This window comes from Streptomyces sp. NPDC057697, from assembly GCF_042799335.1.
GTDB lineage: Bacteria > Actinomycetota > Actinomycetes > Streptomycetales > Streptomycetaceae > Streptomyces.
In genome coordinates this window covers 104,369-131,159 of sequence record NZ_JBHVJA010000010.1, presented here as the reverse complement: position 1 = coordinate 131,159, position 26,791 = coordinate 104,369, and the positions used below count along the sequence as shown (strand labels likewise).

The 26,791-nt window shown below is 71.5% G+C and carries 23 protein-coding genes; 9 read left to right on the top strand and 14 right to left on the bottom strand.

Going from position 1 to position 26,791, the window contains the following annotated elements:
* Window positions 1-61: 61 nt before the first annotated feature.
* The 5 genes from ACFVFH_RS24600 to ACFVFH_RS24580 form a co-directional block, all read right to left on the bottom strand.
* The gene (locus tag ACFVFH_RS24600) at window positions 62-1,450 is read right to left on the bottom strand and encodes a DUF6177 family protein (protein WP_383772346.1); all 1,389 of its coding nucleotides are present in this window, start codon (window positions 1,448-1,450) and stop codon (window positions 62-64) included.
* A 41-nt stretch (window positions 1,451-1,491) separates the two neighbouring features.
* Window positions 1,492-2,508 carry a hypothetical protein gene (locus tag ACFVFH_RS24595; RefSeq protein WP_383772344.1) on the bottom strand — a complete coding sequence of 339 codons (1,017 nt, stop codon included), beginning with the start codon at window positions 2,506-2,508 and terminating at the stop codon, window positions 1,492-1,494.
* Window positions 2,505-4,742 (bottom strand): hypothetical protein, encoded by a 2,238-nt coding sequence (locus ACFVFH_RS24590; RefSeq protein WP_383772342.1) that lies wholly within the window; start codon window positions 4,740-4,742, stop codon window positions 2,505-2,507. Before ACFVFH_RS24590 ends, ACFVFH_RS24595 begins: the two co-directional genes overlap by 4 nt.
* Window positions 4,743-4,807: 65 nt before the next feature.
* Entirely contained in the window at window positions 4,808-5,206 is a 399-nt protein-coding gene (locus ACFVFH_RS24585; RefSeq protein WP_383772340.1) for a DUF6507 family protein, read from the bottom strand.
* 187 nt (window positions 5,207-5,393) lie between these two features.
* The gene (locus ACFVFH_RS24580; protein ID WP_383772338.1) at window positions 5,394-6,392 is read right to left on the bottom strand and encodes an alpha/beta fold hydrolase; all 999 of its coding nucleotides are present in this window, start codon (window positions 6,390-6,392) and stop codon (window positions 5,394-5,396) included.
* 173 nt (window positions 6,393-6,565) lie between these two features.
* Between ACFVFH_RS24580 and ACFVFH_RS24575 the strand changes: the two genes are divergently transcribed.
* A complete protein-coding gene (locus ACFVFH_RS24575) occupies window positions 6,566-7,186 on the top strand; it encodes a helix-turn-helix domain-containing protein (protein ID WP_383772716.1) in 621 nt (206 codons plus the stop codon).
* Window positions 7,187-7,225: 39 nt separating this feature from the next.
* Here ACFVFH_RS24575 and ACFVFH_RS24570 read toward each other — a convergent pair whose 3' ends face one another.
* Window positions 7,226-7,450: a hypothetical protein gene (locus ACFVFH_RS24570; RefSeq protein ID WP_329590327.1), complete on the bottom strand. Its 225-nt coding sequence runs from the start codon at window positions 7,448-7,450 to the stop codon at window positions 7,226-7,228.
* A gap of 247 nt (window positions 7,451-7,697) precedes the next feature.
* Between ACFVFH_RS24570 and ACFVFH_RS24565 the strand changes: the two genes are divergently transcribed.
* Window positions 7,698-8,081, top strand: coding sequence for a cold-shock protein (locus tag ACFVFH_RS24565; protein WP_383772335.1), 384 nt, complete (start codon window positions 7,698-7,700; stop codon window positions 8,079-8,081).
* A 38-nt stretch (window positions 8,082-8,119) separates the two neighbouring features.
* On the opposite strand, the gene ACFVFH_RS24560 is transcribed toward ACFVFH_RS24565, so the two are convergent.
* Genes ACFVFH_RS24560 through ACFVFH_RS24545 form a run of 4 tightly spaced genes read right to left on the bottom strand, consistent with a single transcriptional unit; the run spans window position 8,120 to window position 11,653 of the window.
* Window positions 8,120-8,986: a 1,4-dihydroxy-6-naphthoate synthase gene (locus tag ACFVFH_RS24560; protein WP_383772333.1), complete on the bottom strand. Its 867-nt coding sequence runs from the start codon at window positions 8,984-8,986 to the stop codon at window positions 8,120-8,122.
* Window positions 8,967-9,683, bottom strand: coding sequence for a futalosine hydrolase (locus ACFVFH_RS24555; protein WP_383772331.1), 717 nt, complete (start codon window positions 9,681-9,683; stop codon window positions 8,967-8,969). The genes ACFVFH_RS24560 and ACFVFH_RS24555 overlap by 20 nt, the downstream gene beginning before the upstream one ends.
* A 38-nt stretch (window positions 9,684-9,721) precedes the next feature.
* Complete coding sequence (locus ACFVFH_RS24550; RefSeq protein WP_093540354.1) at window positions 9,722-10,201, bottom strand: DUF2771 domain-containing protein; 480 nt, start codon at window positions 10,199-10,201, stop codon at window positions 9,722-9,724.
* A gap of 27 nt (window positions 10,202-10,228) precedes the next feature.
* Complete coding sequence (locus ACFVFH_RS24545) at window positions 10,229-11,653, bottom strand: MFS transporter (protein ID WP_383772329.1); 1,425 nt, start codon at window positions 11,651-11,653, stop codon at window positions 10,229-10,231.
* Window positions 11,654-12,096: 443 nt separating this feature from the next.
* On the opposite strand from ACFVFH_RS24545, the gene ACFVFH_RS24540 reads away from it, so the two are divergent.
* The 4 genes from ACFVFH_RS24540 to ACFVFH_RS24525 all read left to right on the top strand — a co-directional run bounded on the left by ACFVFH_RS24540 (window position 12,097) and on the right by ACFVFH_RS24525 (window position 19,070).
* On the top strand, window positions 12,097-13,032 hold the full coding sequence (locus ACFVFH_RS24540; RefSeq protein WP_383772327.1) for a DUF3027 domain-containing protein: 936 nt from the start codon (window positions 12,097-12,099) through the stop codon (window positions 13,030-13,032).
* A gap of 793 nt (window positions 13,033-13,825) precedes the next feature.
* Entirely contained in the window at window positions 13,826-17,032 is a 3,207-nt protein-coding gene (locus ACFVFH_RS24535) for a sacsin N-terminal ATP-binding-like domain-containing protein (RefSeq protein WP_383772714.1), read from the top strand.
* 182 nt (window positions 17,033-17,214) lie between these two features.
* The gene (locus ACFVFH_RS24530; protein ID WP_383772325.1) at window positions 17,215-18,096 is read left to right on the top strand and encodes a DUF5707 domain-containing protein; all 882 of its coding nucleotides are present in this window, start codon (window positions 17,215-17,217) and stop codon (window positions 18,094-18,096) included.
* A gap of 200 nt (window positions 18,097-18,296) precedes the next feature.
* Window positions 18,297-19,070 carry a DUF5707 domain-containing protein gene (locus ACFVFH_RS24525; RefSeq protein WP_383772323.1) on the top strand — a complete coding sequence of 258 codons (774 nt, stop codon included), beginning with the start codon at window positions 18,297-18,299 and terminating at the stop codon, window positions 19,068-19,070.
* A gap of 125 nt (window positions 19,071-19,195) precedes the next feature.
* On the opposite strand, the gene ACFVFH_RS24520 is transcribed toward ACFVFH_RS24525, so the two are convergent.
* Together ACFVFH_RS24520 and ACFVFH_RS24515 are read right to left on the bottom strand one after the other, a co-directional pair.
* Complete coding sequence (locus ACFVFH_RS24520; protein WP_383772321.1) at window positions 19,196-21,676, bottom strand: HAD-IC family P-type ATPase; 2,481 nt, start codon at window positions 21,674-21,676, stop codon at window positions 19,196-19,198.
* A gap of 190 nt (window positions 21,677-21,866) precedes the next feature.
* A complete protein-coding gene (locus ACFVFH_RS24515; RefSeq protein WP_383772319.1) occupies window positions 21,867-22,181 on the bottom strand; it encodes a DUF2530 domain-containing protein in 315 nt (104 codons plus the stop codon).
* 207 nt (window positions 22,182-22,388) lie between these two features.
* Between ACFVFH_RS24515 and ACFVFH_RS24510 the strand changes: the two genes are divergently transcribed.
* Window positions 22,389-23,843, top strand: coding sequence for an NCS2 family permease (locus tag ACFVFH_RS24510; RefSeq protein WP_383772317.1), 1,455 nt, complete (start codon window positions 22,389-22,391; stop codon window positions 23,841-23,843).
* Here the strand turns inward: ACFVFH_RS24510 and ACFVFH_RS24505 are convergent.
* Entirely contained in the window at window positions 23,836-24,051 is a 216-nt protein-coding gene (locus tag ACFVFH_RS24505) for a ribbon-helix-helix protein, CopG family (RefSeq protein WP_093540363.1), read from the bottom strand. The two genes, ACFVFH_RS24510 and ACFVFH_RS24505, sit on opposite strands and share 8 nt — an antisense overlap.
* A 145-nt stretch (window positions 24,052-24,196) precedes the next feature.
* Between ACFVFH_RS24505 and ACFVFH_RS24500 the strand changes: the two genes are divergently transcribed.
* Together ACFVFH_RS24500 and ACFVFH_RS24495 are read left to right on the top strand one after the other, a co-directional pair.
* On the top strand, window positions 24,197-24,637 hold the full coding sequence (locus ACFVFH_RS24500; RefSeq protein ID WP_383772314.1) for a MarR family winged helix-turn-helix transcriptional regulator: 441 nt from the start codon (window positions 24,197-24,199) through the stop codon (window positions 24,635-24,637).
* Between the two features lie 94 nt (window positions 24,638-24,731).
* Window positions 24,732-26,066, top strand: coding sequence for an MFS transporter (locus ACFVFH_RS24495; protein ID WP_383772312.1), 1,335 nt, complete (start codon window positions 24,732-24,734; stop codon window positions 26,064-26,066).
* A 75-nt stretch (window positions 26,067-26,141) separates the two neighbouring features.
* Here ACFVFH_RS24495 and ACFVFH_RS24490 read toward each other — a convergent pair whose 3' ends face one another.
* A complete protein-coding gene (locus ACFVFH_RS24490) occupies window positions 26,142-26,726 on the bottom strand; it encodes a Uma2 family endonuclease (protein ID WP_383772310.1) in 585 nt (194 codons plus the stop codon).
* Between the last annotated feature and the right edge of the window lie 65 nt (window positions 26,727-26,791).

Genomic DNA, 26,791 nt, shown 5'->3' with positions numbered 1-26,791 from the left:
GCGGTGCGGGGTGCGGACCACTGGACCCCGTCCACCGGCCCGGCCCGGCCCGGCGCGGGGACTAGTCCTGGCCGGTGGTGGCGGCCAGGTGGCCGTTGATCTGCCGCAGGCGCTCCCAGGAGGCGGGGTCGGTGCCGTCGCCGAGTGGGTAGTACAGGGCGGGCCGGGTGGCCGGGCCGAGCCGGACGGGCGCGAAGGCCGTGCCGGCCCCGTCGTGACCGGCCACGGCGTCAGGGCCGAGAGCGAGTGAGAGCGGCACCGCAGGCGGCTCGTAGTGGGCCGGGGTGGTCAGGTCCGCGCGTGCGGTGCGCAGTTGGCCGATCATCGTGGCGAGGTTGTGCCTGTCGGCCAGGGACTCGGCCAGCTCCGGGAGGGCGTCCACCGGGACGTCCCTGCCGACGTGGTAGCCGAGGGCCAGGGTGATGTGCTCCTCGACGCCGAGGTGGGTGCGGGCGGTGCGCACGGTGGCGATCGCCGGGCAGCCGGGGGCGCCGGTCGCGACGGCCCAGGTGGGCAGGGACCGCCGGGCGCGGGTGCGGGCCAGGTCGGTCAACTGCCGTGGAGACCAGGGAACGCCGACCGGTTCGGCGGTCGCCCATCCGGCGGGCGGGGCTCCGGTGAGTGTGCGCCAGGCCTGTTCCAGGGCGCCGCCCAGGACGAGATGCTGGTCGGCGGGGTGGACCGTACGGATGGAGAGGAGCAGTTGCCGTTCGCCCTCGGTGCCGGGTCGGGGCCGGAAGGCGTCCGCGATCCGGGGTCCGTCGGCGGCGTGGGTGAACCGCCCCTCGTGCCAGCGCAGTACGGCTCCGGAGAGGCCGTCGTAGTAACCGCACGCTGGGTCGTTCACGACCCAGCGTGCGGGCAGGCCGTCCAGCAGCGTGCGGGCGGGGAAGGTGAGCCGGGTGCCGGGCGGGGTGACGAGGTGCAGTTCGCGTCCGGTGCGGGCCGCGTTGCGCACCACGTCGGTCAGCCAGGTCGTGGCGGCGATCACGGGGCGGTCCTGGATGACGACGGCGGCCCGGTCGGTGAGCAGGTCGACGCCCGGGGGAGTCGCGTCCGTGACGGCGTCGGCGAGACCGGCCACCACACCGGTGTGCCCGGCCCCGCGCGGCCAGACGGTGCCCCCGTGCACGGCGACCAGCCTCCCGGCGACGGACCCGGCCAGCCGCACGGCCCCCTCCACGGAACCGGCCGCCCGCGCCTCGGTCCACCACACGGGCGACTCCACACGCACATCCGGCCCGAGCAACCGGGCCACCTCGCCCGGGACTTGGACGTACCGGGGCGCTTCGAGCGACACCAACGCCTGCCCGGCGGCCGTGCACAACCGCGCGACGGACCCGTCGCCCGCCCGGTCCACCAGCAGATCGGGACCGCCGGCGAGGAGCCCGGCCAGGAGCGCCTTGGTGTCCGGCATCTTTGGGGTGAGGGCTATGACGTCCTGGGTCATCGGCTGCTTTCTGGCAGGGAAACAGGTACGCGGGGCAGGCGTCAGTACCGACCCGACAACTCTTCCAAGGCGTCCAGGGACGACGCCGCCCGGGGGGTGTCCTCAACGATCACGCCGATTCCCGGGCGGGCCGGGTGCTTGGCCAGCCAGTCCAATGCCGTGAGCGGGGCGAGCCCTTGTCCGTGGGCTTCTCGCAGGGCCAGCAGCCAGGCCGCTCCCGCATCGAAGGCATCGTCCCCGGCTGCGGTTCGAGGGACATAGCCGGCGGCGGCATCGCCGACGGAGGCCCAGAGGAATCCGAGCGTCCTTCCGTCCCGTCGAATGGTGAAGTACCGGACCGAGTGCTCGGTGATCTGCTCGTACTCGTCCTCGGATCGCGGAATGCGGGATTGCAACAGGCTTGCCCGGTCGAGCCCTTCGAAGGTCCCCCAGGAATCGTCGTAGGCAGGACCTTCGTCCCGGAGGTCACGGAAGCCGGTCTCGCTCGGCGCCGCGTAGTGGTTCTCGTCTCCGGGGACGGGCGCAGTGCCGAGCAGTGCCGAGACGGCCTGGAGCGCGGCGGCGAGTCGGGGAGCGTTCGCCGCGTACACCTCGGGCTGCTCCCGGTTGCGTGTGTCCATTGTCAGCCAGGCGTCGGAGTACGTCTCCAACGTCGCGGTAAGCAGGCTGCCGCTCCACACTTCCAGATGAATGGCGAACAGCTTCTCCGCGCGGTACTCGAATCCCGGCTCCAGCCACAAGCCGGGGCATTCGACGCGGATGACGGTGATGAGGTCCCCGTCGAACGCCTCGGCTCGCGCCACTGCCCGTGCGAGGGCCGATCGCGGAGCCAAGGGGGTCGTCCCCATGCTCAGGTCCTCTGCGGCGAGGTGGACATCGCGCGGATCGTTCCGGTTCATGACCCGAACGTCGGCCTTCCCCCCGGGGAGAGCGAGCTCTCGTACAGCCAGCTCGTTCCAGATCGCTGCCACGACCTGCGCGGCACGGGTAGGCCGAATCTCACCACTGTCCGCGGTGAGTTCCCATGTCCATTCGCCGATGGGCGTCGAGGTGATCACAACATGTCCTTGGGGTCGAGCTTGCTGCCGGGCGGGATCACGAGGTTTCCATCCTCCAGGCGTACGACGAATGCGATGCCTTCACCCTTCGGTCCACTCCCGCCGCGGTGGATGTCCATCAAGGCATCGTATGAACCGTTCGATATCCAGTCCGCGCGAGTTCCCCGGCCACCGTCCACGAGCAGTACGTGGTGGTCTGCTTCGGCTCTCGCCAGCTGAAGCAGGTTATGGCCTCTGGTGATCTCACTGACCTCATCCATGGGGTTGTTGAGGTGTTTCATCTGGTAGGCGTAGACGGCACCGGACTCGTCCTTGACGCGGACGTCCATGTCGGCACCGACCGGAACTTTCTGCTCGAAGTCGATGGTGTGCCCGGGCACACCACTCCTGACCAAGTCGTCCGCAAACATGATTTGGTCGGCACCGGGTTGGAACATGTGCTCCTTTTTCGCCCCCAGGGAGGATATGACGTGCCCGAACTTGTCGCTCCGGCTGAATTGCCCAGAAGCAATGACGTCGGCGACCCGTTGGCCGTCGGGTTCCGAAGCGAGCCGGTCGAGCACTCTGTCGAGGACGTTGGGCTTCGGCCGTTGCGAGCCAGGAATTCCTTTGATCGCGTCACGAACACGTTGCTCTGTCTCGCCCCCGCGAACCATGGGTTGCCCATCGCCGTCCGGTGATGGACCGTCGGGCGTCGCCGGAACATCCCCGTCGGACCCGCCGTGGCCGCCAGAGTCGGGGAATGCGCCCGCTCCGTCCGGAACACCGTCATGAGGATGGCCGTCCGAGCCCCCGAGTTCCCCATCCTGGAGGTCATGGGGGTGCCGCCCTTCCGTGGCATGCCCCGCGTTGGTCTCACCGGACCGGCCGCTCTTCCCCTCACGCGCCGAATCAACGCGATCACCGTTTTCGCCGTGCGGGTCATGGCTCGCCCGTGGCGACCCGTGGCCGCCCGCATGTGCGGAGTTCTCGTCCGTCCGCGCGCCCACGCCCACCGGCTCGCGGTCGCCGTGCGGACGCCCGGCGCCCCGTTCGGCGGCGGAGGGTTCGTGTTTCGCCGGGTCCAGGTGGGGTTTGCCTTCCGGGTCGAGGGGGACGAACGTGCCGTCCTTGTCGACCCGGTAACGACTGTCGAGGTCGAACGCACCGTCGGGGAACCTGGTCCTCGGCATCTGGAGGTGGTCGCTGACGTTGGCCAGGATCTGGGAGACCTTGGGCAGGTCGGAGAGCGCCTTGGCGGCCTTGAACGTGCCGGAGAGCGGGTCCAGGGCGTCGCCGATCTTCGCCATGGTGCCGGCGGCCTTCGCGATCGTGCCGCCCTTGCCGAGCCTCGCGGCGGCGGCGAAGGGGCCGGTGGCGAGGGTGAGGATGTTGAAGGAGAGCACGGCGTGGGCACGGGCCGGATCCTCGTTCGCCATGTCGTACGCGATGAACTGCTTGCCGAACTCCTTCGCGTACGCCTTGCTGTCGCGTTGCCAGTCGGACAGGTGCTCGTCCTGTCCGAACAGGTCCATCCCGTACGCGTAACCTCCGACGACAGTGCGACGCAGACCGTCCCAGGCCTGGTCGCGGGCCTCGCCGCCGTGAAAGCCGACCAGGGTGCCCAGTCCGTCGAGGCCGCCCCAGATGCTGTCCTTGATCAGGCCGTCCCACGCCCAGCTCTTGGCCCCGTGCCCCCACCACTCCAGGCTCCAGCGCTCATAGGTACGCCCTTCGGGGCTGCCCCACGGCAGGTCCTCCATGCCCTTGAGCGTGTCGGCGTTCTGGCCGTACATACCGAGCCCGTGGGTGCCGTCGTCCACGATCCACGCCGGGCGGCACGCCCCCGGGCTGATCGCCGCGATCTTGTTGGCCGCGCTGCGTTCGGCTTCCTGGAAGGCCGCGCACGCCGCGGCCACGTCGTCCATCAACGCCTGGTGCGCATCGGTCTTCTTCTGGTCCTCGGTCCAGTCGTCGTCGCCCCGGACGCTGTCGACGAAGGTGATCGCGTCCAGCTTCAATTGCTTGAGGCGGTCCGCGTGCGGCTTGGCCTCGTGGATGAACGTGTCCAGGGCGTCGGCGAGCGACTCGATGTCCGTCGCGAACTCCTCGGCCGTGTCCATGACCGGCCGGGTCGAGGAGAACAGCTTCTCCGCCTCGGGCGCCTGGTAGTACGCGGCCGTCGCCTGGAAGCGCGCATGCACGTCCTTCCCGCCGTTCCGGATGCCCGTGGCATGCGTACGCAGACCGGACACGGCCTTCTCCAGCCGGCCGAAGTCACCGGTGTACTGGGGCACCCCACCCGGTTCGATCACGGCGGCTACTCCCCGCCCCGGTGGCCGGGCTTCTGCCCGACCGCCCTGATCTCGGCGGGGGTCGGGGCCTTCGCCGCCTCGCGCTGGGCGCGGGCGGCCATGGCCAGATCGCCCTCGATGTACTCGGTGGTGGCCTCGACGGTGCCGTCCATCGACTTCTTCGTGCGGGCGGCCATGAACCTGATCCGCTGCTGGGTGTCCGCGATGAAGTCCGCCACCGAGGCGCCGACCGGCCCGGCGGGCGCCTCGCCGCAGTACGGTCCGCTGATCGTCCCCGCGTGCAGCGCGGCGTCCTCCACGCTCTCGCCGTAGCCCCGGACCCCCTTGCTCAGGTCCTCGGCGGCCAGCCCCACCAGCGAGAGAACGGACTCCACCCCGCTCGGCCTGATGTCCCACCCCGTCACGCCAATCCCCCCTCGCGTCCCCTGAGCTTCATCTGTATCAACGGGGCGATAGCAAAGGCAACGCACTTCAAGCCAATCGCATGGCTATTTGTACGTGAAGTTACGTGAAGTAGTTACGTGAAGTGCAGCGAAGGGCAGTGAAGTGCAGTGGTGGGGGGAGTTTTTTTGTGTTTGCGGATGAGAAGAGTTATGCGGGTGTCCGCCGGGAGACCTCCGCGAGCCAGGAGACCAGCAGCCGGTTGGTCTCCTCGGGGTGTTCCTGCTGGAGCCAGTGGCCGCAGTCGTCCAGGACGTGGGAGGAGACCAGGCCGGGAAGCGTGACCGGATAGGCGGCGATCGCGTCGGCCATCCAGGTCGTGGAGGCGTCCAGGGCGCCGCCGATGAACAGGGACGGCTGGGTGAGGGGCGAGCCGTCGAGGTCGGAGAGTTCCTCCCAGTCGCGGTCCATGTTCCGGTAGCGGTTGAGCGCGCCCGTCAGGCCGGTGCGTTCGAACTCCCCGGCGTAGTGGTCGAGATCGGCCTCGCTGAGCCAGGCGGGGCGCCGGTCCGCGGGGAACCGGTCGCGCATCCGCCCGCCGGGGCCGACGAAGTGCGGGTCGGGCTCCCCGGGGCCCGGCATGGTGTCGGCGGACAGGGCCGCGTAGATGCCCGCGAGCCAGCCCCGGACGTCGGGCTCGATCTCGGCCTCCGCCCGGCCCGGCTCCTGGAAGTACGAGACGTAGAACTCCTCGTCCCCGCCCAGTTGTGCGAACACCTCGCTGGGGCGCGGGCCGCCGGGCGGGGCGTAGGGAACGCTCAGCAGGCCCACCGCGCGGAAGACCTCGGGGTGCAGGAGGGCGGAGGCGGCCGCGATGTTGGCCCCCCAGTCGTGCCCGACGACCACCGCCGACTCCTCGCCCAGGGCGTGCACCAGGGCCACGTTGTCCGCCACCAGGGCGCGCATCCGGTACTCCTGCGGTGCGGACGGCTTCGAGGAGCGGCCGTAACCGCGCACGTCGAGCGCGACCGCCCGGTATCCGGCCGCCGCGAGGGCCGGGAGCTGGTGGCGCCAGGAGTACCAGGACTCGGGGAAGCCGTGGACCAGCAGGACCAGGGGGCCGGTGCCCTGCTCGACCACGTGCAGCCGCCCGGCGGGGGCGGTCACGGTGCGGTGGCGCGGTTCTGTGGGGGATACGGACGGCTGCATGCGTTCTCCTCGGGCTCCCGGTCGGCTGCGAAGCGCACCGGTCGGCTGCGGTACGCACCGATCATGCGCCGCGGCGCCGGCGGATGCGACCGGCGTTGACACTTTGGCAAACTCGCAGGACAGGGGGTGGGCACATGGACCGGAACAGGACCGGGGAAGAAGGGTGGGACGGCATGGCGGACGACGGGACCGGCGGTCTTCCGGCCGCCATCGGGGCGCGGCTGCGGGCCACGCGCGAGGCCCGGGGGGAGACGCTCACCGAGGTGAGCCGTGCCAGCGGCATCGCGCTCAGCACGTTGTCGCGGGTCGAGAACGGGCGGCGCAGGCCGAACCTGGAACTGCTGCTGCGCCTGGCACGGGTCTACGGCGCCTCGCTGGACGAGCTGGTCGGTACCGCGCCCGCCGGGAGGGAGGGGCGGGAGGCGGAGGAAGGGGCTCGTCGTCCGCCGCGGCGGGCTCCGGTGGACGAGAAGGCGGTGCTGCCGCTGACCCATTACGTCGGGGGCGTGCACGCCCACAAGCACGTGCTGCCCGCGACCGACGTACGGCCGCCGCGACCGCGTCGGACGGCGCACGAGGGGCACGAGTGGCTGTGCGTGCTGTCCGGGCGGCTGTGGCTCGCGCTCGGTGAGCACGATCTCGTCCTCACCGCCGGAGAGGTCGCCGAGTTCGACACCCGTACCCCGCACGGGGTCGCCAACGCCGGACCGGGCGGGCCGGTCGAGTACCTGGTCGTGTTCGGGCCGCAGGGCGAGCGCCTGCGGCCCCGCGCACTGCCGCCCCACGCGGGGTGATGAGCCGGGCCCGCCCCGGTGGTGGTCGGCCGGTACCCGCTACCTCTTGGCCGCTCCCGCGCGGACCGAGCGGATCACACCCGCCGCCGCGATCAGGAAGCCGACGCCCATCAGCATGCAGAGCGACCAGGCGATGGACGGGAGCGGATGGGTGCCGAGGAAGAGCGGGGCCATGGTGGCCAGTGTGGACAGTGCGCCGACGAAGAAGACGATCGCGCCGATGCGGACCAGCCGGTCGCCCGCGCCAGAAGGTGTAGTACTCACCCCGCCAGGGTAGTTCCCGGCACCGGCGAACCGACCCGTGACCACCGGCGCGGAAAGCAGGCGCCGTTTCCGGACAGAGTCCGGATGACCAGGCTTGACGAGGGGTACTTCCCCTGGGGAGGCTGCTGCCAGCAGGGGAGCACCACCACTGGATAGCCTGACCTGCTGAGGCTTTGTTCCGGCATACAGGTTGCACCGGTGCCTACAGGTTGCGCGGTTGCATACGGGTTGAGATGGGGTGCGTGCTTTGCCGACTGGCAAGGTCAAGTGGTTCAACAGCGAGAAGGGCTTCGGCTTCCTCTCCCGCGACGACGGCGGCGACGTCTTCGTGCACTCCTCCGTGCTCCCCGACGGTGTCGACGTCCTCAAGCCCGGACAGCGCGTCGAATTCGGAGTCGTCGCGGGCCAGCGCGGTGACCAGGCACTCTCGGTGGCGGTTCTGGACCCGACCCCCTCCGTCGCGGCCGCGCAGCGCCGCAAGCCGGACGAGCTCGCGTCCATCGTGCAGGACCTGACCACCCTGCTGGAGAACATCACACCGATGCTGGAGCGCGGCCGGTACCCCGACAAGGCGGCCGGCAAGAAGATCGGCGGCCTGCTGCGCGCGGTCGCCGACCAGCTCGACGTCTGATCCCGGGCAGGACCCGGGCCCGTCTCGGATCTCCGGGCTCAGGCGAAGGACAGCGCGTCGGGGCCGAGGGGCGGTACGAGCCCCTCGGCCGCCGCGCGGGTCAGCAGTCCGCGGATCGCCGCGTAGCCGTCCTCGCCCAGGTCGGCCGTGAACTCATTGACGTACAGCCCGATGTGCTGGTCCGCCACGGCCGGGTCCATCTCCTGGGCGTGCGCCAGCACATACGGCCGTGACGTCTCCGGGTCGTCCCAGGCCATCCGGACCGAGGTGCGCACCGACTCGGCGAGCAGCTTCAGCGTGTCCGCGCCCAGCGACCGCTTGGCGATGATCGCGCCGAGCGGGATCGGCAGCCCGGTCGTCTCCTCCCAGTGCCGGCCCATGTCCGCGAGGTTGTGCAGCCCGTAGTTCTGGTACGTGAACCGGGCCTCGTGGATGACGAGACCGGCGTCCACCTTCCCGTCGCGCACGGCGGGCATGATCTCGTCGAACGGCATCACGACGATCTCGCCCACCCCGCCCGGCACCACCTCGGCCGCCCAGAGGCGGAACAGCAGATAGGCGGTGGAGCGCTCGCTCGGTACGGCGACGGTCCGGCCCGTCAGGTCCGTGCCCGCCTCCTTCGTGAGGACGAGCGGGCCGCAGCCCCGGCCCAGCGCCCCGCCGCACGGCAGCAGCGCGTACTCGTCGAGCACAAAGGGCAGCACCGCGTACGAGACCTTGAGGACGTCCAGTTCGCCGCGCTCGGCCATCCCGTTCGTGAGGTCGATGTCCGCGAAGGTGACGTCGAGGGCGGGCGCGCCGGGGACCCTTCCGTGCGCCCAGGCGTCGAAGACGAAGGTGTCGTTCGGGCACGGCGAGAACGCGATCCGCAGCGGGGCCGACGGGTCAGGAGTCGTTTCGGTCATGGTGGGTCCAACCTTCCAGTACGGGTACGAGCTTCCCGAACGCCTCGGTGAGCGCGGCCAGCGCGTCGCCGATGCGCCAGGCGTCCCGGTCGCGCGGGCCGACGGCGTTCGAGACGGCCCTGATCTCCAGGGCGGGTGTGCCGACCCGTGCGGCGGCCTCGGCGACCCCGAAGCCCTCCATGGCCTCGGCGGCGGCCCCCGGGTGCGCGGCGAGCAGGGCGGCGGCGCGGTCGGCGGTGCCGGTCACGGTGGAGACGGTGAGGATCTCGGCGGCGAGCGCGCCGGTGGCGGCGGCCACGTCCCGTACCCGGGCGGGCGGTGGCGTGAACCGGTCGCGGCCGAAGCCCAGACCGGTGACGGGCACGAATCCGTCGGGGGTCTCGGCGCCCAGGTCGGCGGCGACGATGCCGCTCGCGACGACGAGCGAGCCGACCGGGGCGGCGGGGGCGAATCCGCCGCCGATACCGGCGGAGACGACCAGCCCGTACGGCCCCGAGGCGAGGCCGAACGCCGTCGCGGCGGCCGCGGCGGCCGGTCCGGCACCGGCCGCGAGGACGTCGAAGGGGCCCGCGCGGTGGAGTTCAGCGCCCGGCACCCGGAGCACCGTGGTCCCGGGGCCGCCGTCGGGACCGTCCCCGAACGCACGTGTGACCGCGTCCCGTTCCGCGGGGACGGCGGTCACGACGAGCACACGCACGGCAGGCGCCTCCGGGGCCGGGAGGGGTCGGGCAGGGGTCAGGAGGACTTCTTCAGTTCGAAGTGCCAGACGCCGGTCAGTTCCTTGCCCTTGGTCTCCACGATGCTGATCTGCGTCTTGTCCGCGGTCTCGCCGGTCTGGCTGGAGAAGAAGGCGCTGCCCGGGATGGACCGGTAGGTCTTCTTGTACGGCTCCTGCTCGGCCTGCTGGCCGTTGATGAACAGGGTCCAGCCGTTGTCCGCGATCTCGGGGTCGACGCCGAAGCGGACCTTGTCGTCCATCGCGACCTCGACGGACTTCTCCGCCTTCTTGTTGAGGCAGCTCTGGTACTCGGACTTCTTGAGGGCCTTGCCGTCGTTGTAGCAGGACGCCTCGGTGCTCACCGAGTTGCCGCCGACCGTTACGGTCGCGAGCGGCGTCGGCTTGTCGCAGGCGGAGAGGACAAGGAGTCCCGCGGACACGGCACCAAGAGCGACGCCGATTCGGCGGCCCTTACCGGAGAAGAACGCAACGGTCATGGGCCGAAGGCTATCGGTCGCTCCGGCTCACGCCACGCGGGGGTGCGGCGAGCCGCGTCGTGCGGCGCCCAGCAGACCCCGTACGGACGTTGCCGCGCCGAGGGCGAGGATGCCCGCGGCGACCGACATGCCCAGTACGCCGTTGAGGGGGAGGGCGATGCCGATGCCGCCGCCGACCACCCAGGCCATCTGGAGCGCCGTCTCGGACCGGGCGAACGCGGAGGTGCGGACCTCCTCCGGCACATCGCGCTGGATCATCGCGTCCAGCGAGAGCTTCGAGAGGGCCTGGGTGAACCCGGCGGTGGCGCTGAGCGCGGCGACCATCACCGTGCCGAAGAAGAGCGCGGCCAGCACGGCGACCCCCAGGGCCAGGGCCAGCACCGACACCACGATCACCTCGGGGCCCCGGTCCCGCAGCCAGGATCCGACCGCCGTACCGAGCGCGTTCCCGGCACCGGCCGCGACACCGGCGATACCGAGCGAGACGGCGGCGCTCTGACCGGCGAGCGGGTGCTCGCGCAGCAGGAACGCCAGGAAGAAGATCAGGAAGCCGGAGAGCGCGCGGTGGGTGGCGTTGGCCTGGAGCCCGTTCAGCACGGAGGGGCCCACGGACCGCAGACCGGGCCGCTTCTCGCCGTTCCGCTCCCGGCCCCAGGCCAGGCCCCGCAGCCGGCCGCTCCAGGACCCCTTCGCGCCGGGGGCCGCCGCGCCGTGCGACGGGACCAGCCTGGCCTTCCGCTCGCCCTTCGAGGAGTCCACCTTGGGCGGCAGGGTGAAGGCGAGGACCGTACCGCCGATGAAGATCGCGCACGCCCCGTACAGCGGCCAGCCGGGCCCGATGAGCTGGAGCCCCGCACCGATCGGGGCGGCCGCGCCGGTCGCCAGCAGCCCGGCCAGGGTGACCCGGGAATTCGCCTTCACCAGCGAGAAGCGGGGCGGCAGCAGCCGCGGCACCACCGCGCTGCGCACCACCCCGTACGCCTTCGAGCAGACCAGGACGCCCAGCGCGGCCGGATACAGCTCCAGGCCCCCGGTGGCGACCGCGCCCGACATGGCGAGGGCGAGCACCGCGCGGGCCAGCATCGCACCGGCCATCGCGGCGCGGCGGCCGTGCGGCAGCCGGTCCAGGAGCGGGCCGATCACGGGGGCGAGGAGGGTGAAGGGCGCCATGGTGATGGCGAGGTAGAGGGCGACCCGGCCGCGGGCCTCGTCGGTCGGCACGGAGAAGAACACCGTCGAGGCGAGCGCGACCGTGATCATCACGTCGCCCGCGCCGTTCACGGCGTGCAGTTCGATCAGTTTTCCGAGCCCGGACTCCCCGGCGCCATGGGCGTGCGTCGCCTTGCGGATGCCCCTGGCGGTGCCGGTGAACGGCATCCGCAGGGCATGGCCGACCGCCCGGCCCGCCCTGCGGAGCGGGCCGGGTTCCTCGTGCGACCGGGCGGAAGTCACTTCGTCATAGTGCCCCAGTCCCGGTGGTGGCGAACCGGGACCGGCGTGGGGCGCGGTGCACTCCGCCCCGTCGGGCCAGCGGATCCGTCCCTGCCGGGCGGGTCGACCCGGTGTGGGCCGTGGCCGACGCACGTCCGGAGGCGGGCGCCCGAGGAGGTCTTCGCAGGGGACACGACACCGGATAGGGCCTTGTTTGGGACGGGCAGGTGGGCGGGGGGCGGCGGAGAGGGTAGCGTGCGTAGCGCGCCACCGGCGGTTGTTCTCGGCCGCGCGCCTCTCGGCGATCCCGCAGAATGGATTGCAGAAGGTGCGCCCGAGGCAGGCAGCAACGGGTGTGGACGTCGACGCGGCCCCCAGGTCCGCTCCGCCCGCATCCGTCATGGCCGAAACCGATGGATGTGCTGGCGCGCTCGTGAGACTGGCGTAGGAGAGAAGCGAGACCTGTGAGTGCTGCGACGACGCGAAGCCGTACGGCCCGTACCCCTGTCCCCGACCGTCTGTGCGCCGAGGCGGTAGACCTCGCCCGCGCGGCGGCCGAGGAGGCAGCCGCGCCGGGGGTCGTCGGCGAGCATGTGGCCGTGGTCTCCGAGGGTGACCGGGTCGTCACGCACTTCTTCGAGTGCAAGGAGCCCGGCTACCGGGGCTGGCGCTGGGCGGTGACCGTCGCCCGCGCCTCCCGCGCGAAGTACGTCACCCTCGATGAAACGGTGCTGCTGCCCGGCGAGGACGCGCTCCTCGCCCCGGAGTGGGTGCCGTGGAGCGAGCGGCTGCGCCCCGGTGACATGGGCCCCGGCGATCTGCTGCCCACCGAGGCGGACGACATCCGCCTGGAGCCCGGCTACACCGGCGAGGACGAGCCGCCGCCGAACTCCGTGGTCTCCGAGGTCTCGCGGGAGATGGCCGACCTCGTCGACGTGGAGGACGCGGAGCTGACGACCCGCCCGGCGACGACCGGCCGGGGTGCGATCGCCGCGGTCGCGGACGAGCTCGGCATGAGGCGGGCCCGGGTGCTGTCCCGTTACGGGCTGCACGCGGCGGCCGACCGGTGGGACGAGGCGTTCGGCGCGAAGACACCGATGGCCCAGGCCGCCCCGGCCTCGTGTGTCACCTGCGCCTTCCTGGTCCCGCTGGCGGGGTCGCTCAGGCAGGCGTTCGGGGTGTGCGCGAACGAGTTCGGTCCGGCGGACGGGCGGGTCGTCTCGCTCGCCTACGGGTGCGGTGGGCACTCGGAGGCGGCGGTGATGCCGAAGCCGCCGAAGCCGGTGCCGCACGCGCTGGACACGATGCAGGTGGACGAGTACCCGTTGCGCCCGGCCCGGGACTCCGGCTCGGTCCCGGCGGAGCCGGACGCACCCACGGAGGACCTCGGCCACTCGTAGACGGCGGCCTGCCCGGGGGCGGGCGGTCGGCGGGCGCGGGCGGGTTCCGCGGGGCGGGCGGGGTGCGCGCGGCTGCGGGTGCGGGTCGCTCCGGGGGCCGGTTCCGTTCCTCGACCGGCTGACGGGTTTGATCGTGCCGTTGGGGGTCGGGGGGGGGCTTTCCGCTTGTCCGGGGGACTGGTTTCGTCCTCGTTCGCCGGGCGGGCTTGATCGTGCCGTTGGTCGGGGGCTTTTCCGCCTGCCCGGAGGACCGGTTCCGTCCTCGTTCGCCGGACGGGTTCGATCGTGCCGTTCGTCCGGGGGGCTTTCCGCCTGTCCAGGGGCCGGTTCCGTCCCCGTTCGCCGGACGGGCTCGACTGTGCCGGGCGTCCGGGGCCTCTGCCGGACTCTGCGCGGGCTCAGGAGATTTCCCGCTCGCCCGGGAGACATCCTGCTCGCTTCCGGGAGGCATCCTGCCCGCTTCGGGACGGGGCTCCCCGCTCTCCCCGGGGCTTCCTGCCCGCCCCGCGGCGGTGCCGGACGCGGGCGCCCGCGTCCGGCAGGGAGAACCCGCCGGTGGCGTACGCGGTCCGGGGGCAGAACCCGCGGGGACGGGCTCGCGCGCATGCGGTCCGGGGGCGTACCGGCCCAAGCGCCGGCCCGTGGCGTACGCGGCCCGGCGGGCCGAACCGGCCGAAGCGCCGACCGGTGGCGTACGTCCGGTGCGAGGACCCGGTACCTTCGGGCGCACACTTGGCGGCATGGGCAGTGCCCGTCCGGAAAGACCGGAGAGAGCGGAGATCAGAGCGTGAGCATGAATGCCACCGAGGGGGCCGATCCGTTCGGGACCGCACGGCTGCGGCGCGGTGTGCTCGACGCCTGGGGCGCCGGTCCCGCCAGATTCCGGGAGGACGCCAACGCCGAGGAAGACCTCGCGCTCGGCGGCTACCGCGACCGCCTCGTCGTCGAGCTGGCCCAGAACGCCGCCGACGCCGCCGCCCGCGCCCGGGTCCCCGGCCGGCTCCGCCTCACCCTGCGTCCGGCGGGCCCGGACACCCCCGCGGTGCTCGCCGCCGCCAACACCGGCGCACCCCTCGACGCCACCGGCGTGGAGTCGCTCTCCACCCTCCGCGCCTCCGCCAAGCGCGAGGGCCACGAGGGTGCCGTCGGCAGGTTCGGCGTCGGGTTCGCCGCCGTGCTCGCGGTGAGCGACGAGCCCGCCGTCGTCGGGCGGCACGGCGGCGTCCGCTGGTCCCTCGCCGAGGCCCGCGACCTCGCCGCCCGGGCGGCCGTCGCCAGCCCCGGCCTCGGCGACGAACTGCGCCGCCGTGACGGCCACGTGCCCCTGCTCCGGCTCCCGCTGCCCGCCGAGGGCACCGCACCCGACGGATACGACACCGTCGTCGTCCTCCCGCTGCGCGACGGCGGCGCCGAGGACCTCGTGCTCCGGCTGCTCGGCGCGGTCGACGACGCCCTGCTGCTCACCCTGCGCGGCCTCGACGAGATCGTGATCGAGACCCCGGAGGACGTACGGACGCTGCGCCGCTCCGAGCACGGCCCGTACACCCATGTCGAGGACTCCGCGCGCGGGACGAACCGCTGGCGCACCGTCACCCAGCACGGCCCCGTCGAACCCGCCCTGCTCGCCGACCGGCCCCGCGAGGAGCGGCTGCGCCCGCACTGGTCGGTCACCTGGGCGGTCCCGGTCGACACCGAAGGCTCCCCGGTGCGCCCCCGCACCCTCCCCGTCGTCCACGCGCCGACCCCCACCGACGAACCCCTCGGCATCCCCGCGCTGCTCATCGCCTCGCTGCCGCTGGACACCGCCCGCCGCCACTTCGCGCCGGGACCGCTCACCGACTTCCTGGTGCGGCGCGCCGCCGACGCCTACGCCGAACTGCTCGCCGGATGGCAGCCGGTGTCCGTCGACACCATCGACCTCGTACCGGGACCGCTCGGCAAGGGCGAGCTGGACGGCATGGTGCGCGGCGCGATCCTGGAACGGCTGCCGCGCGTCGCGTTCCTGGCGCCCGCCGCCCCGCGCGACACCGCCGCCGACGCGGACCGCTGGGACGGCTGGGACGAACGGCCCGACGGCCTCCCCGGCACGGCCACCGCCGCGCTGCGGCCCATCGAGGCCGAGGTGCTGGAAGGCGTCGGCGCCGAGACGGTACGGGTGCTCGCCGAGGTCCTGCCGTGTCTGCTGCCCGCCGGACTGGAACGCCGCAGCGAACTGCGCACGCTCCAGATCGCCCGGGTCCCGCTGACCGAGGCCATCGACCGGCTCGCCGGACTGGAGCGCGACCCCGGCTGGTGGCGGCGGCTCTACGACAGCCTGTCCGGCATCGACCCGGACCGGCTCTCCGGCCTGCCCGTGCCGCTGGCCGGGACGGCACGGGACGCGGACTCCGGGGCCCCGGCCGTGCCCCGCACCACCATCGGACCCCGCCAGGTCCTCCTCCCGCTCCCCGACGCGGCCGCCGGACCGGTGCTGGAGCGCCTCGCCCGGCTCGGGCTGAAGGTCGCCCACCCGGACGCCGCCCATCCGCTGCTGGAGAAGCTGGGCGCCCTGCCCGCCACCCCGCGCGCCGTGCTGACCACCCCGCAGGTGCGGGCCGCCGTCGCCGGTTCGCTGGACGCGGGCGAGATCTGGGACGAGGACGCGCTGGACGGCGAGGAGCTCGCGGAGACCGTCCTCGCCCTCGTCCGGGACGCCGAGCTGGCACCCGGCGACGAGCCCTGGCTCGGCGCGCTCGCCCTCCCCGACGAGGACGGCGAACCGGCCCCCGCCGGAGAACTCGTCCTGCCCGGCAGCCCGTTCGCCGCCATCATGCGCGAGGGCGAACTGGCCCTCTGCGAACAGGAGCTGGCCGACCGCTGGGGCGAGCAGCCGCTCACCGCCTGCGGCGTGCTGGCCACCTTCGCCCTCGTACGGGCCACCGATGTGGTCCTGGACCCGGACGAACTGGAGCCGCGCGAGGGCGACTTCGCCGAGCCCGACGACGCCGGGCTGCTCGACGCCGTGGACGTGTGGTGCGAGGACATCCTCGACCAGCTGCCCGACACCCCCGTGCCGCCGGTCGCCACCGAGATCGTCGCCGTCCGCGATCTGGACCTGGTCGACGACGACGCCTGGCCGCAGGCGCTCGCCCTGCTCGCCCGGCCGCCGCTGCGCGACGCGCTGACCCAGCCGGTGCGGGTGCTGCTGCCGGACGGCACCACGCAGTCCGTCCGCCCGTACACGGCCTGGTGGCTGCGCGACCACCCGGTGCTCGACGGCCGCCGCCCCGCCGGGCTGCGGGCCGCCGGCGGCGACCCCCGGCTGGCCGGGCTGTACGACTCCGCCGACGCGACCGGCTTCGACGACGCGCAGGTGCTGCGCGCCCTCGGCGTACGGACGTCCGTGGCCGCCCTGCTCGACGAGCCGGGCGGCGCGGCCGAACTCCTCGGCCGGCTCGCCGACGAGGACCGCCCGGTCGGCCCCGTACAACTGCATTCGCTCTACACGGCCCTGGCCGAGCTCGACCCCGAGCAGGTCACGCTGCCCGACGAGTTGCGGGCCGTGGTCGACGGCGAGGTACGGGTCGTCGACGCGGCGGACGCGGTGATCGCGGACGCCCCCGATCTGCTGCCGCTCACCGACGGGCTCCCGCTGCTCCCGGTCGCCCCGGCGCGCGCGGCCGAGCTGGCGGATCTGTTCCAGGTGCGCCGCCTCGGCGAGAGCGTCGAGGCGGAGGTGTCGTCGCGGGGCGAGGAGCACCGGGTACCCGACGCGGTCCGGGTGCTGCTCGGCGCCGGGACCCCGCAGGTGTACGTCGAGCACGTCGAACTGCGCGCGGGCGGCGTCGAACTGGACTGGCGGCGCACCCCCGACGGCGCGGTCCACGCCGCCACGCTGGAGGGCGTCGCGGCGGGCCTGGCCTGGGCGGCGGGTCAGTGGCCGCGCCGTTTCGAGGTCGCGGCGCTGCTGGAGGACCCGTCCCGCACGGAGGAGCTGGCCCGGGACCGCTGGTTCGACTGACAGGCGGTCACGGGCGCCCGGGTGCGGTTGCCGGAGGGATCTTCGCGAGAAGTTCATCTCTGTGTACAACCCTTCACAGGCCCCGGGGGTCTGGTTCGACGAGTCAGCAGACTCACAGTCCGAACCAGCCCCGCCCGTGGCGCGTCATGCGCCCGCGGGGCCTTTCTCCACTGGGGAAACACATGCGTATTCGTGCCACTGTTGCCGCCGTTTCCGGCGCCCTGGCCCTGTCTGCTCTGGCTGTCCCGGCCGCCCACGCGGGCGACCGCTCCATTCCCGACCCGCACAAGCCGACGTCGGGCGCCGAGGTCTTCGGCACCGCGGCCCGGGGCGCGTCGAAGGCCGCCGCGGCCGCCGCCGCCGCCGCGCAGCCGGCCATCTCCAAGGTCGTCGTCAACGGCGGCAAGGACATCGTCCTCGGCACCACCGCCAAGAAGACGATCACCGTCTCCGTCACCGCCTCGCACGCCACCGGGATCTCCGACGCCTACGCCGACCTGTGGCACGGCACGGACCCGACGTCGGAGACCGGCATCGACGGCGCGATCCTGGCGAACGAGGACGAGGCGAAGTGCACCAAGGTCAACGCCACGACCTCGACGTGCAAGCTGACCTTCACGGTCGACCCGCGCTACGACCTGTACAAGAACTCCCTGGCCGGCACCTGGCACGTCACCGCGGCCGCGCTCGCGGGCAACCGGACCGACATGACCTACACCGACTTCTACGGCACGGCCCGTGTCCAGCGGCTGTCGAAGCTGACGGTGAACGCTTCGCCGGAGCCGGTGAAGAAGGGCAAGACGCTCACGGTGACGGGGAAGCTGTCGCGGGCGAACTGGGAGGACCACGCGTACCACGGCTACAGCGGTCAGCCGGTGAAGCTCCAGTTCCGCAAGAAGAACAGCTCCACGTACACCACCGTCAAGACGATCAAGACGAACAGCACCGGGAATCTGAAGACCACGGTCAAGGCGTCGGTCGACGGTTACTGGCGCTACAGCTTCGCCGGTACGTCCACCACTCCGGCCGTCAACGCCGCCGGGGACTTCGTCGACGTGAAGTAGGCCCGACTCGTCACGGAGCGAGTCGGCGGTAAGCGCGTCGGCGTGCGTCGAGCCGGCGTGGAACGAGCAGCGCCACCCGGCCGTGTCCGCGGCCGTCCGTGAGCGGGCAGCGGGATCCCTCCGCGAGGGGGCCCGCTGTTCACGCCTCTGTCCCGTGCACCCCCATCCGGCCTCTCAAGGCCTTCTCCACGGAGAACCTCATGCGCATACGTGCCACTGTCGCCGCAGCCTCCGGCGCCCTGGTCCTGACCGCCCTCGCCGTTCCGGCGGCGCACGCGGCACCGGCCGACCCCGTCCTCTCCAAGATCACCGTCAACGGCGGCAAGGACGTCGTCCTCGGCACCACCGCCAAGAAGACGATCACCGTCTCGGTCACCGCCTCGCACGCCTCCGGCATCGAGGACGGCTGGCTGATCCTCTGGCACGGCAAGGACCAGGACGAGGGCATGGACGGTGCCCTGCTGCCGAACGAGGACGAGTCGACGTGCAAGGCCGCGAACGCGACCACCAGCACCTGCTCCCTCACCATCACCATCGACCCCAAGGTCGACCTGTACAAGAACGCCCTGGCCGGTACCTGGCACGTCCTCGCGGGCGCGGAGGCCAAGGACGGCTCCAGCTACTACTCCGACTACGCCGCCACCGCCCGTGTCCAGCGGCTGTCGAAGCTGACGGTGAACGCTTCGCCGGAGCCGGTGAAGAAGGGCAAGACGCTCACGGTGACGGGGAAGCTGTCGCGGGCGAACTGGGAGGACCACGCGTACCACGGCTACACCGGTCAGCCGGTGAAGCTCCAGTTCCGCAAGAAGAACAGCTCCACGTACTCGACGGTGAAGACGGTCAAGACGAACGGCACCGGGAATCTGAAGACCACGGTCAAGGCGTCGGTCGACGGTTACTGGCGTTACAGCTTCGCGGGTACGTCCACCACTCCGGCCGTCAACGCCGCCGGGGACTTCGTCGACGTGAAGTAGGCCCGCTCGGAAGTAGGCCCGCTCGGAAGTAGGCCCGCTCGGAAGTAGGCCCGCTCGGAAGCGGGCCCGCCACGGAGCACGGGGACGCCGCCCACGCGGGGCGGCGTCCCAGGGGCCCGGCCGCCCTACACCGGGAAGCGCCGGCCGACCAGCCGCCAGGCGTACTCCAGTCCGGCCGACGCCACCACCGCGATGCCCACCGCGGTCCACGGCATCGCCGCCCCCACCAGCTTCAGCGCGAAGAAGTTCTGGAGCCAGGGCACCACCAGCACGATCAGGAACGCCAGCCCCATCGCCACCACCAGGCTGATCCGCCACCAGGTGTACGGACGGGCGATGATCGCCAGCACCCACATCGAGACCAGGAACAGCGTGAGCGTGGCCGCGCTGGTCTCGGCGTCGAGGGCGCCCGCGCCGGAGTAGTGGTGCCGGGCGATCAGATACGTCACGAAGGTGGCGACGGCCGCGATGACGCCCGAGGGAATCGCGTACCGCATGACCCGGCGCACGAAGTGCGGATGGGCGCGTTCCTTGTTGGGCGCGAGGGCCAGGAAGAACGCCGGGATGCCGATCGTCAGCGTCGACAGCAGGGTCAGATGGCGCGGCAGGAACGGGTAGTCGACCTGGAAGCAGACCACCAGGACCGCCAGCAGCACCGAGTAGACGGTCTTGGTCAGGAACAGGGTGGCGACCCGGGTGATGTTGCCGATCACCCGGCGGCCCTCGGCGACCACGGACGGCAGCGTCGCGAAGCTGTTGTTGAGCAGCACGATCTGGGCGACCGCCCGGGTGGCCTCGGAGCCCGAGCCCATGGAGACGCCGATGTCGGCGTCCTTCAGCGCCAGGACGTCGTTGACGCCGTCGCCGGTCATCGCGACGGTGTGGCCGCGGGACTGGAGGGCGGCGACCATGTCCCGCTTCTGCTGCGGGGTGACCCGGCCGAAGACCGCGTTCTCCTCCATGGCCGTGGCCATGTCGTCCGGGTCGGTGGGCAGCCGGCGCGCGTCCAGGGTGTGCTCGGCGCCGGGCAGGCCCAGCTTCCCCGCGACCGCGCCGACGGAGACCGCGTTGTCGCCGGAGATGACCTTCGTGGCGACCCGCTGGTCGGCGAAGTACGCCAGGGTCTCCGCGGCGTCCGGCCGCAGCCGCTGTTCCAGGACGACCAGGGCGCTCGGCACCGCTCCGGTGGCGCTGTCCGGCCCGTCGAGCGAGCCCTCGGCGCGGGCCAGCAGCAGCACCCGCAGGCCCTTCTCGTTGAGCTGCTCGATCTCGGCGAGTGCCGGGTCCTGCTCGGGCAGCAGCACATCGGGGGCGCCGAGCAGCCAGGACGACTCCTGGCCGCCGCCCTCGTCGAACGCGGCGCCGCTGTACTTGCGGGCCGAGGAGAACGGCAGCGCCTGTGTGCACCGCCACCGCCCGTCGTCCGGGCAGGCGTCCACGATGGCCTGGAGGCTGGCGTTGGGGCGGGGGTCGGAGGAGCCGAGGGCGCCCAGCACGGCACGTATGTACGTGTCGTCCGCCCCGCCCAGGGTCCGCACCTCGGTGACGTCCATGCCGCCCTCGGTGAGGGTGCCGGTCTTGTCCAGGCAGACGACGTCGACCCGGGCGAGCCCCTCGATGGCCGGCAGCTCCTGCACCAGGCACTGCTTGCGGCCGAGCCGTACGACGCCGATCGCGAAGGCGACCGAGGTGAGCAGCACCAGGCCCTCGGGGATCATCGGGACGATGCCGCCGACGGTCCGGGCGACCGACTCCTTGAAGTCGTTGTTCTTGACGACGAGCTGGCTGACGATCAGGCCGATCGCGGTCGGCACCATCATCCAGGTGACGTACTTGAGGATCGTGGAGATGCCGGTGCGCAGTTCGGACTGGACGAGGGTGAAGCGGGACGCCTCCTCGGCGAGCTGGGCGGCGTAGGCCTCGCGGCCGACCTTGGTGGCGGTGAAGGCGCCGCCGCCCGCGACGACGAAGCTGCCGGACATGACCGGGTCGCCGGGGTGCTTGAGCACCGGGTCGGCCTCGCCGGTGAGCAGCGACTCGTCGATCTCCAGGCCGTCGGCCTCGGCGACCGTGCCGTCGACGACGGCCTTGTCGCCGGGGCCCAGTTCGACCAGGTCGCCGAGGACGATCTCGGAGGTGGAGATCTCGGCCGTGACCCCGTCGCGCCGCACCGTGGGTCTGGCCTCACCGATGACCGCGAGGCTGTCCAGGGTCTTCTTGGCCCGCCATTCCTGGATGATGCCGATGCCGGTGTTGGCGATGATCACGAAGCCGAAGAGGCCGTCCTGGATCGGCGCGACGAACAGCATGATCAGCCAGAGCACGCCGATGATCAGGTTGAACCGGGTGAAGACGTTGGCGCGCACGATCTCGCGGAGGGAGCGGGACGAGCGCACGGGTACGTCGTTGACCTCGCCGCGGGCGATCCGCTCGGCCACCTCGGCCGCGGTCAGCCCGCGCGGGTCCACCGTCGGCGCGGGCAGCCGCACCGGATGGACCGGATCGAGCTCGGCCCCGGCGTCGATCATGGCCGAGCCCGGACGGCCGGTGGAACTGCTTGTTTCGGGGGTCTGCTCACCGAAGGAATGGGATGCCCGCTGCGTCATGGTTTCGACGGTACGGGGGGATGGTCCGGTTCACCCACCGGGTGGTCCGAAGATCAGACCGGCGGAGGAGGGGAATGGTCCTGTGGGGGTACGGGGAGGGTGCCGGACCCTTCAGGGGGTGGAGGTGCCGGAGCCCAAGGGGCTGAAAGGCGCCGGAGCCCCGGACACCGGAGCTTCAGCCGCCGGAACCTCAGACGTCGGCGCCGCTCCCGGCGGTGCCGTTCCCGGTGGTGCCGCTCCCGGCGTCCGCGGACGCGGCCGCGGCGGCCGCCCGCTTGATCGCGGCGTCACGCCCCCGCACGTACCAGATGCCGATCAGGCCGAGTCCCGCGCCGGCCAGACAGGTCCACACCCACCACAGGTGGCCGTGGTCGTCGAACCAGTTGTAGAACGGGATCTGGACCAGGAAGAGGACGAACCAGAGGATCGTGCCGCCGGTGATGGTGGCGACGACGGGCCCCTCCAGGGGCTCGGGTGCCTCGTGCTTCGGTGTCCACTTCGCCATGGGCTCAGTGTATGGGCCCCCCGCTCGGGCGCGGGGAGCGCCCGAGCGAAGCCCTCCGGTGCGGGCGGCCCAAGGGTCTACGCGCGGAGATAGCGATCTTCGCCTTATGTATTCATACTGAATCTGCTTACGGCTGTCTCGATTTATTCGTGTGAAAGTCCAAAGCTGACCGCATTTAAGCCACTCTACGTACGACTGAGGTCATACATGTCCCCCTCGGCCACCGCTCCGGTCGACGCCAGGCAGCCCGCGGCACCCCAGCCGCAGAACGGTCTGGATCGTTTCTTCAAGATCTCCGAGCGGGGGTCGTCGGTCGCCCGCGAGATTCGCGGCGGATTCGCCACGTTCTTCGCAATGGCGTACATCATCGTGCTGAATCCGATCATTCTCGGTAGCGCCAAGGACATGTACGGCCATCAGCTCGATGGCGGCCAGCTGGTCACCGCCACCGTGCTGACCGCCGCGTTCTCCACGCTGCTGATGGGCGTCATCGGCAATGTGCCGATCGCGCTGGCGGCCGGTCTCGGCGTCAACACCGTCGTGGCCCTCCAGCTCGCGCCCCGGATGAGCTGGCCGGACGCGATGGGCATGGTGGTCCTCGCGGGCATCGTGGTGATGCTGCTGGTCGCCACCGGTCTGCGGGAACGCGTGATGCACGCCGTGCCGACCTCGCTGCGCAAGGGCATCGCGATCGGCATCGGCCTCTTCATCCTGCTGATCGGCCTGGTCGACTCGGGCTTCGTCTCCCGTGTCCCGGACCTCGCGCACACCACCGTGCCGCTCCAGCTCGGCGGCGACGGCCACCTCAACGGCTGGCCGGTCCTGGTCTTCGTCCTCGGCGCGCTGCTCACCCTGGCGCTGATCGTCCGCAAGGTGCCGGGCGCCATCCTGATCTCCATCGTCGCGATGACGGTCGTCGCGATGATCATCGACGCGATCGCCGACCTGCCGGGCCAGGCGTGGGGGCTGACCGTCCCGCAGTGGCCGGGCAACCCGGTCGCCACCCCGGACTTCGGGCTGATCGGCAAGGTCAGTCTGTTCGGCGGCTTCGACAAGGTCGGCGTGCTCACCGGCATCCTGTTCGTCTTCACCGTGCTGCTGTCCTGCTTCTTCGACGCGATGGGCACCATCCTCGGGGTCGGCGACGAGGCGAAGCTGACGGACCAGGACGGCAACTTCCCCGGCATCAACAAGGTGCTGTTCGTGGACGGCATCGCGGTCGCCGCGGGCGGCGCGACCTCCGCCTCGGCGGGCACCTGCTTCGTGGAGTCGACCGCGGGCGTCGGCGAGGGGGCCCGCACCGGCTTCGCGAGCATCGTGACGGGTCTGCTGTTCACGGTGGCGCTGTTCCTGACGCCGCTGGCGACCATGGTCCCGTCGCAGGCGGCCACCCCCGCGCTGCTGGCGGTGGGCTTCCTGATCATCTCGGGCTCGGTGCGGGACATCGACTGGAGCGACTACACGCTCGCCATCCCGGCCTTCCTCGCCATGCTGATGATGCCGTTCACGTACTCGATCACCAACGGCATCGGCATCGGCTTCATCGCCTTCTGCGTGCTGCGGGCGGTGGCCGGGCGCTGGCGCGAGGTGCCGGTGCCCATGTACGTGGTCTCGGCGGTCTTCGTCTTCTACTACGCGATGCCGGCCCTCGGCCTCACGTGACCTCTTCGGTTCTGATCCCCGCGGTCCCCTCCGGGCCGTAGAACCTCTCCGTCTCGTCGACGGCCGCCTTGAAGCGCTCGTCGAAGTCATCGCGAATGAGCGTCCGGACGACATAGTCCTGGACGCTCATTCCGCGTTTGGCGGCGTGCTGCCGGAGCCGGTCGAGCAGCTCACCGTCTATCCGCAGGCTGAGCACAGTCGATCCCATGGCAAGCAGGGTTACGGTCCGTCGCGTCGTTTCGCGTCACTTTCCGGATGCGCCTCACTCGTTCGGGTGATGGATTGGGTGAAGTGCCTCTCGCGCGTGTAACACGAATGGTCTTTAGGGTAGGTAATGAGTTACGCTAATAAACATGCCTGACCTGATCCACGACGGTGACAGTGCCGCCGCCGTGAGCTCCCTCCGCTCCGCCGTGATGCTGCTCAGCCGGCGCCTCAAGCACCAGCGTGTCGACGAGTCGCTGAGCCCCACCGAGATGTCGGTGCTCGGCACGCTCGCCCGGTGCGGCTCGGCCACCCCCGGCGAGCTGGCCCGCAAGGAGCATGTGCAGCCTCCGTCGATGACTCGCATCGTCGCGCTGCTCGAAGCGAAGGGACTGGTCAGACTGGAACCGCACCCCGATGACCGTCGCCAGAAGGTGGTCAGCCAGACCGAGCAGGCGGAAGCCATGCTCGAAGAGAGCCGCTCCAAGCGGAACGCCTGGCTGACCGCTCTCGCCGAGGGCCTGGACGAGGACGAGTGGGAGACGCTCCGCAGGGCCGCGCCCGTGCTGGAGAAGCTCGCCCACCTCTAGCGGGGCGGGCCGCGCCGGACGAGAGCCCGCGCGCCGCCCGCACCACCGCTCCCGTCAGTCAGCGAAACGTATACGCCCGAGGAGGCGAACCCTTTTGAGTACGGGATCCGGAGCAGACTCCGCCCCCGCACCGACTTCCACCCACGAGAGCAAGCCCGGCGGGACCTTCTCGTCGCTGAAGATCCGTAACTACCGCCTGTTCGCCACGGGCGCCGTGATCTCCAACACCGGTACCTGGATGTCCCGCATCACGCAGGACTGGCTTGTCCTGAGCCTCACCGGGTCCGCCACCGCCGTCGGCATCACCACGGCCCTCCAGTTTCTTCCGATGCTTCTGTTCGGCCTCTACGGCGGCGTCATCGCGGACCGCCTGCCGAAGCGGAAGCTGCTCCTCATCACCCAGGCGGCGCTCGGTGTCTGCGGGGTCTCCCTCGCGGTGCTCACGCTCTCCGGCATGGTCCAGGTGTGGCACGTCTACCTCATCGCCTTCCTGCTCGGCCTGGTGACGGTGGTCGACAACCCGGCCCGGCAGTCGTTCGTCTCCGAGATGGTGGGCCCCGCGCAGCTGCGCAACGCGGTCAGTCTCAACTCGGCGAACTTCCAGTCCGCCCGGCTCATCGGCCCGGCCGTCGCCGGTGTCCTGATCACCACGGTCGGCAGCGGCTGGGCCTTCATGTTCAACGGCCTGTCCTTCGGCGCCCCGCTCATCGGCCTGCTGATGATGCGGACGAGCGAGCTGCACCCGGCCACCGTCGTGCCGCGCGCCAAGGGCCAGCTGCGGGAGGGCCTGCGCTACGTCTCCGGCCGCCCGGAGCTGATCTGGCCCATCGTCCTGGTCGGCTTCGTCGGCACGTTCGGGTTCAACTTCCCGATCTGGCTCACCGCCTTCGCGGACGAGATCTTCCACGGCGGCGCCGGGATGTACTCGTACTTCAACATCCTCATGGCCGCCGGTTCCCTCGCCGGTGCCCTGCTCGCCGCCCGCCGCCGCTCCTCCCGGCTGCGGATGCTGGTGGCCGCGGGCACGGTGTTCGGCGTGCTGGAGATCATCGCCTCCATGGCGCCGTCCGTCTGGCTCTTCGCGATCCTGCTGGTGCCGATCGGCATGATCGGACTGACGACCAACATCAGCGCCAACACCACCGTCCAGATGGCCGCCGACCCGGCCATGCGCGGCCGGGTCATGAGCCTGTACATGATGGTCTTCGCCGGAGGTACCCCGGTGGGCGCCCCGATCGTCGGCTGGATCAGCGACGCCTACGGGGTCCGTACGGGCATGGCGGCCGGCGGCGCGTTCTCGCTGCTGGCCGCGGTCGGAGTCGGCCTCATGCTGGCCCGCGCGGGCGGCCTGCGCCTGCGGGTGGACCTGCGCCCGGGGCGCCCGCACCTCCGGTTCGTCCCCCGGGAGGAACTGGCCACGGCGGCGTGAGCGCCGGCCCGTGAACCACATGGCGCGGCCCCGACCGGTACTCACCGGTCGGGGCCGCGCCATGTACCGGGGGCGTCAGTCGCGGGGGAAGTCGCCGGTCTCCAGGGCGAGGCCCACCACGGTGGAGGTGAGATCGACCGGGGTGCCGAAGTCGAGGCTCAGCACGCTGCGGTACTCGTCCTCCTTCGGGAGCGTGTGGAGGTGCCACGTGCCGGTGTACGGGTCGACGATGAGGTACACGGGCACCCCGGCGGTGGCGTAGGTGGCCTTCTTCGATCCGTAGTCGTTGGCGGCGGTGTCCTTGGAGATCACCTCGGCGACCAACTCGATGTCCTGGTAGCGCCAGCGGCCGTTGGAGTCCTTGGAGGCCTCCTCGGACAGGGCCACGACATCGGAGGCGAAGCCATTGAGACGCCCCGGAAAATCGATGCGCACGTCGGACTTCAACCGCTTCCTCGGGTACCTGGCACGGAGTTGTTCGACGATGTCGAAGATGATCTCCCAGTGGGTGTCCCGTTGCGGCGACATGTAGATGTTCCCCTCGACGATCTCGACCTTGAATCCCTCGGGGGTGGGCTCAAGCCACTCGAACATCATGTCCAGAGTGCGCTCGTCGCTGCTGTCGGCCATCTCGATCCTGTCGGTCTCTACGACGGTCATCGTGGCGCTCCTCCCCGCTGCCGCGCGGGCGCGGGCAGCCGCGTAGTACAACGATACGTACGGAA